The 12,988-nt window shown below is 67.3% G+C and carries 12 protein-coding genes; 5 read left to right on the forward strand and 7 right to left on the reverse strand.

Going from position 1 to position 12,988, the window contains the following annotated elements:
• Nucleotides 1–157 precede the first annotated feature (157 nt).
• On the forward strand, nt 158–1,813 hold the full coding sequence (thsB, locus tag ACYQ0R_RS15395) for a thermosome subunit beta (RefSeq protein ID WP_459825801.1): 1,656 nt from the start codon (nt 158–160) through the stop codon (nt 1,811–1,813).
• A 156-nt stretch (nt 1,814–1,969) separates the two neighbouring features.
• Complete coding sequence (locus tag ACYQ0R_RS15400; protein ID WP_459825519.1) at nt 1,970–2,992, forward strand: ornithine cyclodeaminase family protein; 1,023 nt, start codon at nt 1,970–1,972, stop codon at nt 2,990–2,992.
• A gap of 55 nt (nt 2,993–3,047) precedes the next feature.
• Here ACYQ0R_RS15400 and ACYQ0R_RS15405 read toward each other — a convergent pair whose 3' ends face one another.
• Nucleotides 3,048–3,308: a hypothetical protein gene (locus ACYQ0R_RS15405; RefSeq protein WP_459825521.1), complete on the reverse strand. Its 261-nt coding sequence runs from the start codon at nt 3,306–3,308 to the stop codon at nt 3,048–3,050.
• 104 nt (nt 3,309–3,412) lie between these two features.
• On the opposite strand from ACYQ0R_RS15405, the gene ACYQ0R_RS15410 reads away from it, so the two are divergent.
• Entirely contained in the window at nt 3,413–3,898 is a 486-nt protein-coding gene (locus ACYQ0R_RS15410) for a dihydrofolate reductase (RefSeq protein ID WP_459825523.1), read from the forward strand.
• 33 nt (nt 3,899–3,931) lie between these two features.
• Here the strand turns inward: ACYQ0R_RS15410 and ACYQ0R_RS15415 are convergent, their stop codons facing one another.
• The 4 genes from ACYQ0R_RS15415 to ACYQ0R_RS15430 form a co-directional block, all read right to left on the reverse strand.
• Nucleotides 3,932–4,936: a histone deacetylase family protein gene (locus tag ACYQ0R_RS15415; RefSeq protein WP_459825524.1), complete on the reverse strand. Its 1,005-nt coding sequence runs from the start codon at nt 4,934–4,936 to the stop codon at nt 3,932–3,934.
• Nucleotides 4,937–5,368: a histone gene (locus ACYQ0R_RS15420; RefSeq protein ID WP_459825526.1), complete on the reverse strand. Its 432-nt coding sequence runs from the start codon at nt 5,366–5,368 to the stop codon at nt 4,937–4,939.
• A 225-nt stretch (nt 5,369–5,593) separates the two neighbouring features.
• Nucleotides 5,594–7,084 carry a single-stranded DNA binding protein gene (locus ACYQ0R_RS15425; RefSeq protein WP_459825528.1) on the reverse strand — a complete coding sequence of 497 codons (1,491 nt, stop codon included), beginning with the start codon at nt 7,082–7,084 and terminating at the stop codon, nt 5,594–5,596.
• Between the two features lie 190 nt (nt 7,085–7,274).
• The gene (locus ACYQ0R_RS15430) at nt 7,275–7,892 is read right to left on the reverse strand and encodes a riboflavin synthase (RefSeq protein WP_459825530.1); all 618 of its coding nucleotides are present in this window, start codon (nt 7,890–7,892) and stop codon (nt 7,275–7,277) included.
• Between the two features lie 107 nt (nt 7,893–7,999).
• On the opposite strand from ACYQ0R_RS15430, the gene ACYQ0R_RS15435 reads away from it, so the two are divergent.
• Entirely contained in the window at nt 8,000–8,332 is a 333-nt protein-coding gene (locus tag ACYQ0R_RS15435) for a DUF7533 family protein (protein WP_459825532.1), read from the forward strand.
• A gap of 62 nt (nt 8,333–8,394) precedes the next feature.
• Here ACYQ0R_RS15435 and ACYQ0R_RS15440 read toward each other — a convergent pair whose 3' ends face one another.
• Complete coding sequence (locus ACYQ0R_RS15440) at nt 8,395–9,906, reverse strand: M24 family metallopeptidase (protein ID WP_459825534.1); 1,512 nt, start codon at nt 9,904–9,906, stop codon at nt 8,395–8,397.
• Complete coding sequence (locus tag ACYQ0R_RS15445; RefSeq protein WP_459825536.1) at nt 9,903–11,747, reverse strand: UvrD-helicase domain-containing protein; 1,845 nt, start codon at nt 11,745–11,747, stop codon at nt 9,903–9,905. Before ACYQ0R_RS15445 ends, ACYQ0R_RS15440 begins: the two co-directional genes overlap by 4 nt.
• 262 nt (nt 11,748–12,009) lie before the next feature.
• On the opposite strand from ACYQ0R_RS15445, the gene ncsA reads away from it, so the two are divergent.
• Nucleotides 12,010–12,984, forward strand: coding sequence for a tRNA 2-thiolation protein NcsA (ncsA, locus tag ACYQ0R_RS15450; RefSeq protein ID WP_459825538.1), 975 nt, complete (start codon nt 12,010–12,012; stop codon nt 12,982–12,984).
• The last annotated feature ends 4 nt before the right edge of the window (nt 12,985–12,988 follow it).

Genomic DNA, 12,988 nt, shown 5'->3' on the forward strand with positions numbered 1-12,988 from the left:
AGACGTGTGCTAACGATACCCACATTTCCGAGGAGTATCGTACGCAGTCCGGCGTTTTTCGCGATCGACAACCCACGATATCCGTCGTGCACTGGTCGCCTTCCAACAAAGGGTTTATATAGAATCACAATCAATCACGCGTTGTATGAGCCAGCGAATGCAGCAGGGTCAGCCGATGATCATCATGGGCGATGACGCCCAGCGCGTCAAGGACCGTGACGCGCAGGAGTACAACATTTCAGCGGCGCGCGGCGTCGCCGAGGCCGTGCGCTCGACGCTCGGACCGAAGGGGATGGACAAGATGCTCGTCGACTCGATGGGCGACGTAACCATCACGAACGACGGCGTCACCATCCTACAGGAGATGGACATCGACAACCCGACCGCCGAGATGATCGTGGAAGTCGCCGAGACCCAGGAGGACGAGGCCGGCGACGGGACCACGAGCGCGGTCGCGGTCGCGGGCGAACTCCTCAAAAACGCCGAGGACCTCCTCGAGCAGGATATCCACCCGACTGCGGTTATCAAGGGGTTCCACCTCGCGAGCGAACACGCCCGCGACGAGATCGACGAGATCGCCCACGAGGTCGATCCCGAGGATACGGAGACGCTGAAAAGCGTCGCCGAGACGTCGATGACGGGCAAGGGCGCGGAGCTCGAGAAGGAGGCGCTCGCCGACCTCGTCGTCCGCGCGATCCAGGGCGTCACCGTGGAAGCCGACGACGGTTCCCACGTCGTCGACCTGGCGAATCTCAACATCGAGACGCGGACCGGCCGCGCAGCCGGCGAGTCCGATCTGCTCTCCGGCGCGGTGATCGACAAGGACCCCGTCCACGACGACATGCCGACGGAGTTCGATGACGCGAACGTCCTCCTCCTCAACGACCCGATCGAGGTCGAGGAGGCCGACGTCGACACCGCGGTCAACATCGAGTCGCCCGACCAGCTCCAGGAGTTCCTCGACAAGGAGGAACAGCAGCTGCGCGAGAAGGTCGACCAGATCGCCGACAGCGGTGCTAACGTCGTCTTCTGTCAGAAAGGGATCGACGACCTCGCCCAACACTACCTCGCAAAGGAGGGGATCCTCGCGGTGCGCCGGACGAAGAAGTCCGATATCAAGTTCCTGAAGAACGTGCTCGATGCGGCCGTCGTCACCGACCTCGACTCGCTGACCGAAGCCGACGTCGCGACCGGGTCGGTCACCCGCGACGACGACGAGGAGCTGTTCTACGTCGAGGGGCCGGACGCTCACGGCGTCACCCTTCTGCTGTACGGCTCCACGGACCACGTCGTCGACGAGCTCGAGCGCGGCGTCAACGACGCGATCGACGTCGTCGCAACGACCGTCTCCGACGGGCGCACGCTCCCCGGCGGCGGCGCGATCGAGGTCGAGCTCGCCCGGCGGCTCCGCGACTACGCCGACTCCGTCTCCGGCCGCGAGCAGCTCGCGGTCGAGGCGTTCGCCGACGCGCTGGAGCTGATCCCGCGCGTGCTCGCCGAGAACGCCGGTCTCGACTCGATCGACCTCCTCGTCGATCTCCGCGCGGCACACGAGGCGGGCGACGAGAACGCCGGACTCAACGTGTTCACCGGCGAGGTCGAGGACACGTTCGAGACGGGCGTCGTCGAAACGGCCCACGCCAAAGAGCAGGCGATCGCCTCCGCAGCCGAGGCCGCGAACCTCGTCTTGAAGATCGACGACATCATCGCCGCGGGCGACCTGTCGACCTCCGGTGACGACGACGAGGGCGGCGCGCCCGGCGGTGCCGGCGGCATGGGCGGTATGGGCGGCGGCATGGGCGGCATGATGTAAGATCGGCGCCAGCCCAGCCGCATCCATCACGTCCCGCCGACCGCGCGTATCGCCGTCCGACCGCTCCCGAATCCACGTATCGACGTTTTTCCGAGACCACACCGAGAGCGACGCGTCTCATGTGGCCTTAAATACCTCTGCGGCGAAGTTTACGACATGCAGACGCTGCTTCTGGACGGCGACGACGTCGACGAGAACGCGCAGATGGATCGCGTCATCGTCGCGGTCGAGCGCGCGTTCGCGGCGTACGAGCGTGGCGACGCGCAGATGCCGGCGAAGTCGTACATCGACCTCCCGCAGTACGACGGCGACTTCCGGTCGATGCCCGCCTATATGCACGCCGACGACTGGGAGGCGGCAGGAGTCAAGTGGGTTAACTCTCATGCCGACAACCCCGAGGCTCACGGGCTACCGACCGTGATGGGAACGATGATCTACTCCGATCCGGAGACGGCGTTTCCGCTGGCGATCATGGACGGAACGACGCTGACGCTGAAACGAACCGGAGCGGCCGCCGCCGTCGCGACGGACCACCTCGCGGTGCCGGACGCCGACTCCCTCGGGATCGTCGGCGCAGGCGTCCAGTCGTACAGCCAACTCGAAGCGATCGCGGCGGTCCGCCCGATCGAGGAGGTCGTCGTGAGCGATGTCGACGAGGAGCGTGTCGCCCGCTTCATCGGTGCGTTCGAGGACCGATTCGACGTTCGGGCGAGCTCCATCTCGGAGGCGGGTCACTGCGACGTGCTCTCGACGGTGACGCCCGTCGAGGATCCGGTCGTCGGTCCCGACGACGTGGCCGGGCACACCCACGTCAACGCGATGGGCGCGGACGCCGAGGGAAAACACGAGCTTGCGGACGAGCTCCTCCTCGATGCGACGATCGTCATCGACGATCACACACAGTGTACCCACTCCGGAGAGATCAACGTCCCGTACGCCGCCGGGACGCTGACCGACGACGACATCCACGCGGAGATCGGCGAGATCGTCGTCGGAAGCCGACCGGGACGTGGTGGGACCCATGGCGGCCGCGAGGGTGCAGACGGCGTCTCCGGCGTCACGGTCTTCGACTCGACCGGGCTCGCCATACAGGACGTCGCGGCCGCTCGCGTGGTGTTCCAGTACGCGGACGACAACGACAACGGCACCCCGTTCGACCTGCTCGGCTTGGGCAACTGACTCGGGATCAAACCCCGGGTATCCGCCTTGATTGCTGCTGAATTGTTGCCGGCGACTACTCTTCGGGCTCCGGCTCGTCACCCCCGCGTTCCAACAGATCGGTCACGATCGAGTCGACGTCGGTTCGCGTCTCGCCAACGATCGCGCCGACGAGTGCACCGAGACCCGCACCGGTGCTGGCCGCGTTTCGACTGACGAGTCCGCCGAGTCCGCCGCCGATCGCTCCCCCGATCGCCGCGTACCGCGCTCGGCCGTACGCGCGAATCACTCGTCCGCGAAGCGTCGTCCGTACCGTGTCGATGGTTTTGTCTCCCATAGTATCATGTCCGTCGCCAAGGGACATAAATCCGATCCCATCGGCGTCGGTCCCGGACGCCCAGCCGAGACAGCTATTTGTTTCGTGCCGCCCGACTGAGTGGCGTGCAACTCGTCAGCGTGGCGGCGCTCGCGGAGAATCGCGTGATCGGCGACGACGGCGACGTTCCGTGGCCACCGATCCCGGAGGACATCGCACAGTACCGTGAGCGGGTCACGGACGCCCCGGTGATACTCGGCCGGCGAACGTTCGAAGCGATGCGGGGAGACCTGCCCGGCGCTCGCCAGATCGTCGTCAGCCGGAGCGTCGACTCCGTCCCCGAGCCGACTGCGGTCGTCGTGTCCGATGCCGACTCCGCGCTCGCGGAAGCGCAACGCCTCGCGCCCGACGGAGCCGTCTACGTGCTCGGCGGAGGGGCGATATACGAGCTGTTCCTCCCGCATCTGGACCGGATGATTCTCAGTCACGTCGACGGAAGCTACGAGGGTGACACCCGCTACCCGGCGTTCGACGAATCGCGGTGGACGGTCGCCGAGACGACGTCGTACGACCGATTCACGCTTCAGGAGTGGGTTCGAATCGGAGAGTAGTCGCACTCGTTGGCTCCGTTGCGGAACGGTCGGCTACAGCGCCAACAGCCCGCGAAGCTCCTCGACGACCGCCTCCGTCGCGTCGTCCGGCTCCTCGTCGGGCTCGGTCGGCTCCCGACCGTCGTACGTCTCGTGAACCATCCCGACGCCCTCGGCGAGCGTATCGAGACCGTATCCACCCTCGAGGACGTACGCGACGCTCGCGTCGATCCGCTCGCCGATAGACCGGATCCGGTCGGTCATCAGCGCGTACCCCTCCGAGGAGACCCGCATCCGCGAGATCGGGTCGTGTCGGTGAGCGTCGAAGCCGGCGGAGACGATGAGCAGCCCGGGATCGAACCGGTCGAGCGCGGGTGCGAGCGCCTCGTCTATCACGTGGAGGTAGTCGGCGTCGTCGGCTCCCGCGTCGATCGGCGCGTTTAGCGTCGTTCCCTCGCCATCCTCCGCCCCGATCTCGGAGAGCGCTCCCGTATCCGGATAGAGACCGTCCTCGTGGATGGACGCGTAGAACACCTCCGATCGGTCGTAGAACACGTCCTGCGTGCCGTTGCCGTGATGCACGTCCCAGTCGAAGATCGCAACCCGATCGGCGGCCCCCTCGTCGAGAACGGTCTGTGCGGCGACCGCGGCGTTGTTAAAAAAACAGAACCCCATGGCGTCGTCCGTGACGGCGTGATGTCCTGGCGGACGGCCGAGCGCGAAGGGAGTCTTCCGGCCGTTCGAGCCCGAAAGTGCCGTTTTCGACGCCCACTGCGCGAGTCCGGCCGATGCGAGCGCGGCGTCCCAGGTCTCCTCGACCGCGACGGTGTCGGGGTCCCAGCTTCCGCCGCCGTCCGCACAGAACGCCTCGAACTCGTCGACGTAGCCGTCGTCGTGAACGGCGGTCACCGCCGCGCGGCTCGCCGGATCCGCATCGACGTATTCGACGCCGTGCCGCTTCGTGAGTCCCTGTCGGATCGCACGAAGCCGGTCGGCGCTCTCCGGATGGCGCTCGCCGGTGTCGTGTGCGAGACACTCCTCGCTGTAGCCGAAGCGCATCTACTCGAACAGGGCGAAGTACGTCTCGATGTCCTCCGCCTGTACGGTTCTGCGATCGGCGTGTCGGGCGAGCGTCGCCGCGGCGCTTGCGACGTTGTCGGCGTAATCCTCGAGGATGTCGGCCAACGCGATGCGCGCGTCGACGCCGACCCGGTATCGGTCGTCGATCCGGAGCCGCGCGATGCGGTCGACCGGCGCGACCGGCAGCGTCAGCTCCTCGCGATCGATCACCTGTTCGACGCCGAAATCCGACGCCATCAGCGTCTTTCTCCCGTCCGCCGTCGCCCGCTCCGCGGCGTCGATCGCCAGCTCGGCACCGTGTGACTGGATCCGCTCGGCCAGCTCTTCGGCCGCGTCGGCGCTCACCCGAAGGTCCCCCGCGTTCCGGCGGATGATCTGGTCGACCGGCGCGAACGGCAACTCGACACTCATACACACACTCGCGGCCGTCCAGCGTATAACGCTTTCCGTTAGGCGGCGTCTCCGGTGGCGAGCGACGGCGTCGACGGTCCTCCGCCCTCCTCGGTGATCACGCTCATGACCACTCTCGAAAGCATTCCCCCGACATCGTCCCTCGAAAGCATTCCCCCGACATCGTCTCTCGAAAGCATCTCCCGACATCGTCTCTCGCTGCGTCGGGCCGTGTCGTCCGAACGGTCAGAACACGTCGTCCGCGTGAATGGTCCCGTCGCGCTCCGGTCCGCGCACCGTCACTTCCTCGCCGAGCCTGAGGTTCGCATCCGTCTCGACGCTTTTGGTTCGTCGTCCGTCGTCGAGCACGACCGGCTCGCCGACCTGCACGACCGTGCCGGTGAACTCGACATCGTCGGTCGTCCCACCACTCTCCGTCGACGGCTCCGTCGCCGCGGCCGTGGCTCCACCGACCGCACCGCCCGTGGCGGCGCCATCCGACTCCCCGTCGTCGGAGCCGAACGCGTTCAGTCCGGTCGCGTCGCTCCCGCCGGTCGTGGCGTCGTCGGCCGCCGAGCCGTCGGACGCGGGACCGGCGGCCGCGGAGTCACCGGTGACGCTCCGGTCCGTGTCGCCGTCGAGCACCGTGACGGTCGAGCGCCAGTTCGCCGACGCCTCGAGATCGTCCTGCCAGCCGTCCTGAATCTGGACGTCGGTACAGACGACGTGGTCGGCCAGATCGATCTCCGCGTCGGCCTTCTCTCCCCACAGCGCGACCCGGATCTCGCCCGTCTCGTCTTTGATCCGGACGTTCCGAACTTGTCCCTCGGAGCCGTCGTCGCGGTCGAACGTCCGCTTCGGATCCGTCTCGATGACGCCGCCGCCGATGTCGACCGTCTCGCCGATCTCGAGCGCTCCGATATCCGTGGTCTCGGGAACGTACTTGACGTCCTCGTCGACGCGCTCGACGGTGCCACGGTCGCCGACGTGTAGCTCGAGATCACCGTCGCGCTCGCGAACGTAGCCGTCGCCGACCTCGACGACCTCGCCGGCGTCGAACTCCTCGGCGAGGTCGGCCTGCTCGTCCCAAAGGGTGATCCGAACGCGTCCCGTCTCGTCACCGACCGTGAGGTTGGCGACTCGGCCCTCGCTGCCGTCGTCGCGAGAGAACGTGCGGACGGAGTCCGTATCGAGCACCTGTCCGACGAGATCGACGTCGGACGCGCCGAGCGAGAGGTCCTCGACGCGGTACGTGTCGAGCACCTGGACGTCGACTTCGGCGTCCTCGTCCGGTTCGACCTTGTCGGCGCTCACCTCCAGTCCGCTGTATCCCTCCTTCGGACGGCCCATCACCCGAAGCACCTGTCCAACCTCCAGTTGCTCCTCGGCGGCGTCGGCCATCTCGTCCCACAGCGCGACGCGGACCGACCCGGAGGCGTCCGCGACATCGACGTTGCAGACGCGTCCCTCGTCGGCGTCCTCGCCGTCGCGGTCGAACGTGCGCACGTCGCCGATCGACGTCACCTTCCCGAGGAACTTCACCTCGTTCATCCCGGGCTCGATGTCGGCGATCGTGTCCGCCTCCTCGTCTCTCAACTCGTGGGCGATCAGCATCGCGGCCGTCTCCTCGTCCGCGAGCCCGCCCATCTGCTCGACTTTATCCTCGACTGCCGCCTCGAACTCCTCGAAGTCGACATCGGTGTCGAGGTCCTCGTAGACGTCCTCGATCACTCCCATACTCGTACCTCGTGAGTTGACGAGCCCGCGGATAAGCGTTGTCCTTGGCGGGTTCTCACGGCCTCTCCTACCGGTTTTACGCCTCTTTCCGACGCCTGCAGACGACGACCGCTCGGAGATACGGCGACGCTCATACGACCGGATCGGCCCGGTTCGGTACAAAAACCTTCGGCGGCGGCTCCGGGAGCGGTCACGGCTCGCCCGACCCGACGTACCCGTCGATCATGTTCTCGACGTACTTCGCGATCACGTCCACTTCGAGATGGACCGGATCGCCCGCCTCCTTCTCAGAAAGCGTCGTCAGCTCGTACGTCGTCGGGATGATCGCCACGTCGAACGCACCGTCGCGTTTGTCGGCGACGGTCAGCGAGATCCCGTCCAGCGTGACGGAGCCTTTATCAACCAGATAGCGTCCGTGGCCCGCCGGTGTCGAGAACGTGAACCGCCAGTCCTCGCCGACGCGCTCGATGGCGCGCACCGCGGCGACGGTGTCGACGTGTCCCTGCACGACGTGGCCGTCGAACCGGCCGTCGGCAGGCATCGCGCGTTCGACGTTGACCGCGTCGCCCTCGCGAAGCTCGCCGAGGTACGTCTTCGTGACCGTCTCCGCGGCGAGGAACACCTCGAACCACTCACCGCCGTCGCCGACGCCGTACTCCTCGACGGTGAGACACACGCCGCTCACGCTTATCGACTGGCCGTGATGCAGGTCGTCGAACCCGTCGACGCCGATCCGCAGCCGGAGTCCGTCCTGCGTCTCGGTGCGTCCACGGACGATCCCGGTGCCCTCGACGATCCCGGTGAACATATCGGATGGCGGGGCGGACGACACATAGCCGTTCGGGGTCGGGTCGCGTGACGACCGTCGTCGTGTAGACGGGCTCCTTTTAACTGGTGGCGAGCTACGGGAGCGTGATGAAGCTCGGGCTGTTCGATCTAATCGGGCTGGCGACGACGCTCGTGTTCGCGATCCCGCTCGCGAACTACGCCGTGATCCAGCTGGTCGCCGGCGAGACCGCGCTTGGCGTCGGACTGCTCGTCGTCGCCGTCGCGATGGTCGTACTGCCGCAGTACTTTCTCGATCCCGGTCGCATCCTGCGGGGACTCGCCAGCGGACTCCTCCCCCGCCAGCTCCGCGGCGGCAGCGCGGACGATGGGTCGATCGACGCCAGTGCCACCGACTCCGACGCCGAGGAAGCCACAGCAACGACCAGTGGCAACGAGAACGCTGCAGCCACTGACAAGTAGGCCCGCGACGACGGCCTCCCTCGGCGAACTGCCGGCGTATCCGGCGACCACGCGCCGAGTCGTCACTCCGAGGTCGGCGTCGTGCCGAACGGGTACGTCGCGAGGAGCTCGTACCCCTCTTCAGTGACGGCGACGAGGTCCTCGAGACGGACGCCGCCGCGGTTCGGGTCGTACACGCCGGGTTCGACGGTGACGACGTGGCCGGCACACAGGGCCGCGTCGCTCGTGAGCGACGGTGCCTCGTGGAGGCTCACGCCGACGCCGTGGCCGGTCCCGTGAGTGAATCCGGCTGCTCCCTCGGAGGCGTTCGGATCGAAGCCGTACGCGGCCAGCTCGGCCGCCGCCTCCCGGTGAACGCCGCCCGCGGTCGCACCCGGTTCGATCTCGGCGAGCGCCGCCTTCCGTGCCGCCTCGACGGCGACGTACGCGCGACGTGCCCAGCCGCCGTCGCCGTCGACGACGAACGTTCGCGTCAGGTCGCCGTAGTAGCCGTGCGGCCCGCGTGGAGAGATGTCGACGAGAACGGTCTCATCCGGGCGTATCGGGTCGATGCCTCGGTAGTGGAGATCGGCGGCCGACGCGCCCGCACCGACAACCGTGTTCCCCGCGTCCCGCATGCCCAACCCCGCCAGCGTGGCATCGATTACCCGGCGGAGTCGTTCGGTCGTGAGCGGTGCGTCGTCGTGAACGAGGACGGGAGCGTCCGCGTTCGTGGCGTCGTCGCCGTCGGGCGTCGACCGCACGTCGCCGTCGGGCGTCGACCGCACGTCGCCGTCGGGCGTCGACCGCACGTCGCCGTCGGGCGTCGACCGCACGTCGCCGTCGGGCGTCGACCGCACGTCGCCGTCGGGCGTCGACCGCACGTCGCCGTCGGCGAGGACGGTTTCCGCTCGCGCCATCGCCACGGTCGCCGCGTGTTGAACCCGTCGGAGACGGTGCAGTTCGGCGTCGGTCTTGACACGCCGCGCCTCGGAGATCGCGGTCGTCGACGTCGCCGTGTAGCCGGCACGTTCGAGGTACACCGCCGCGTCGTGCGGTATCGACCGCGGCACGGCCACCGTCCGGTCGGTCGACGACCCCGACCGTTCGTCGTCGGAAGCGCCTCGCTCGGGTTCGCCGACGAGATCCTCGATCGCCGCGACGACGCGACGGCCGACCGGCTCGTCGGCGTGTTCGAGACGGACCTCGCGGACGACACCGTCGTGGAACGCACCGCTCTCCTCCCGGGCCCGCTCGACGAACTCGCGACGAGCCTGCGCACCGAACAGGGTCGGCGCACAGAGAACGGCCCGGCCTCGCGACTGCCGACCGTCAGCTCCCCCGATGTCGGCGTCGATCGCGCCGTCCGGGACGACGACGAGCGCGAACTCGCGGTCCGGACCGGTAAAACGGGTGAGATACCGCAGGTCGTCGTCGAACCGGTCACCGACCGCGACGAGTCCCGTCGCGTCCGCGGTCACACAGGCGTCGACGAGCGCACCGAGATCCGTGGTCGGGGCGGGCTCCGCTCGCGAACGGTCCGCCTCTCGGTTGGACTCCGGGTCCGTGGGCGCTCCGTCCGACCGGCCGGTCACGGCTCGGGCTCCGGCACCGCCAGCTCCGCCTGAACCTCCTCGATCAGCTCCTGTGGCGGCGCGTCGCGAAGCTCGTTGAAAAGCAGGACGCTGACCGGCAAGGTCGGCGCACCGCCGATCAGGCTCTCCAGGATCACCAGCCGCTCACGGGCCCGCGACATGCCGACGTAGAACACGCGGCGCTCGTTGTCGGTGAGGATCGGAACCGGACTCGTCGTTTTCGTGAACTCGTCGACTCCGTCGACGGCGGTCGGGTCGTCGATCGACGCCGCCATCTGCTCGACGACCTTCTCCGTCAAGTCCGTCGCGACGAACACGTGGTCGGCCTCGCGACCCTTCGCGGAGTGGATGGTGCCGACGCGCACGCGGCTGGGGTCCATCCCCTCGTAGTCGCCGCCGAAGTACGCCCCCATCGATTTCCGCTGGAAGCTCGTCACCTTCCGGACCATGTCGTCCGCGCTCTCCGTGCCGGGGAGGAACGGAATGTGCTCGTTCAGCTCCTCGACGGTGAACGCGATCTCGGCGATGTCGTCGGCGTCGACCGCCTCCTCGCGGTCCTCGATGAACTCGTAGAACTCGTCGCGCTCCTTCGTGCCGAACGCCGACTCCTGAAGCATATCCGCGAGCCGCCGTGCCTCCAGCCCGTTCACCGGTTCACCGGCGTCCGTCTTCTCGATCGCCGAGACGTAGTCCTGCAGACGGTCCGTCCACATCCGCCCGTCCGTCAGCATCGTAAAGGGGATCCCGTGGTCGATGAACTCGTCGATGAAATCGAACATCTGATAGCGAGCCCGGAACAGACACATGACGCTGCCCGTCTCGTCCTCGACGGTGTATCGAACGTTTCGGACGAGCTCGAGCATCGACGGCGACTCGATCGCCTCGACGGTGCCACCCTCCTTGCGGGGGTGGAGATCCTTCTCTTGGCGCTTCTCGATGTGGCGGATCTCCGCGTTGACGACGTTGAGAATCTCAGAGGGAAGCCGGTAGGAGTTCGGTAGCACCACGTCCTCGTCCACCTCGGTGTCTAAGAGGAGGTCGGGGTCAGCACCCTGCCACGCGTACACGACCTGGTCGTCGTCGCCCGCGATGAGCACCTTCCGCATGTGGGGTCGCCACTCCTCGAACACGTTGTACTGCAGGGTGGTGATGTCCTGGAACTCGTCGATGATCAGATACTCGACGCTCGGGACGAGCGAGCGCTGTGCGACGCGTTCGAGCATGTCGGCGAAGCCGACGAGCCCGTGGTCGCCCTTGTACGCCCGCCACGCCCGGATCGTCTCGGGAACGTCGATCCGGTCGTCGTCGGAGGGCCACGTCGGCGTGTACTTGTTCCCCTGCTGGGCGTTCGGGTCCTCCTCCGGCGGGAGTCGGACCTCCTCGACGTTCCACTGGAACGGCACGTCGTACCAGTCCGCGACGTCGCGCTCGGTGCGCTGGAGCCATTGGGAGGTGGCGATGATCTTGTTGCCGATCGTCGTCGACCGGGCGGTCCGGCGACCCGCACCGCCGTGCTGGTCCTCGAACTCGATGCCGTACTCCTCGCAGAACTCCTCTTTGTCGCTTTCGCCAACGACGTCGCCCCGGGAGAGATTCAACAGCTCGTACGCCTTCGCGTGCATCGTACACACGTTCCCTTGCAGACTGCGCGGGGAGACGTCGAGTCGCTTTGCGAGTCGCTCGCGAATCTCTGCGGCGGCCGCTCGCGTGTACGAGACGACGAGCACGTCACGCACGTCCGCATCCTCCTCCGCTAAGATTCCCTCGACGCGATCCAGCAGCGCCGTGGTTTTCCCGCTGCCGGGACCGCCGAACAGGCGGGTGACGGTTGGCTCGGTCATTGTACGGTAATATCCCCGGTTCTCCTTAAGCGACGCGGCTCGATCCCGTTCGCTTCGCTCGCGGGGATCGCGGCTGCCAGTTCCAAGTCGGCTTCCCCTCCATCGCTCATTTATATACCACTCCTCGCCGCGCTGGCTGCACCGAGCGATTCTCGTGTCGGTGTGTGAACTGTGCTATGACGCCCGCTCGTTCGTCTCGAACCCCGTCCCGGAGTCGGTCGTCCCGAAACCCGTATCCGCGCGCGTCCGCAACCGGGAGGCGATGGAGTGTGACACGTGCGGGGCCGACGCGATCCACCACGCCGCCTACTCGGGGGCGCATCTCTGCGGCGAGCATCTTCGTCGCTCGGTGGAAAAACGCGTGAAGCGCCGCATCCGCGAGGACGGGCTGCTCGATCCGGACGCGACGCCGGAGAACCCCGACCGGTGGGTGATCGGTCTCTCGGGCGGGAAAGACAGCGTCGTGTTGACGCAGATCCTCGACGACGTGTTCGGGCCCGACCCGCGCGTCGAGATGCTCGCGCTCACGATCCACGAGGGGATCGAGGGGTACCGCGACGAGAGCGTCGACGCCACGGTCGAGCTCGCCGACGACCTCTCGATGCGACACGAGCTCGTGAGCTACGCCGAGGAGTTCGGCGTCAGGATGGACGACGTCGTAGACAGCGACCCGGAGAACATGGCCGCCTGTGCGTACTGCGGCGTGTTCCGCCGTGACCTCCTCGAACGCTACGCAGCCGAGTTCGACGCTGACAAGCTGCTCACCGGCCACAACCTCGACGACGAGGCCCAGACCGCCCTGATGAACGTGCTCGAGGGTGACGTACGACAGGTCGCGAAACACTTCGACGCGTCGCTGGGCGCGTTCGACGAGCGGGAAGCCACCGATGCGTTCGTGCCGCGAGCGAAACCGCTTCGTGACGTCCCGGAAAAGGAGATCGCCCTGTACTGCCACGTCCGCGACCTCCCCGTTCACATGGCCGAGTGTCCCCACGCCGAGGAGGCGTACCGCGGCGAGATCCAGTCGCTGTTACACGACCTCGAGGAGAACCACCCCGGAACGCGCCACTCGATCATGGCCGGCTACGAGGAGCTGGCCGGACTCGCCGCCGAGGCGTATCGCGGGGACGACGACGGCGAGGGCCCCGCCCTCTCGGCGTGCTCGCGGTGCGGCTCGACGACCAGCCGCGACGTCTGCCGGAAATGCCGCCTGCTCGATGCGATCGACGCGGCGTGACGGC

Source organism: Halorubrum luteum (genome assembly GCF_054652935.1).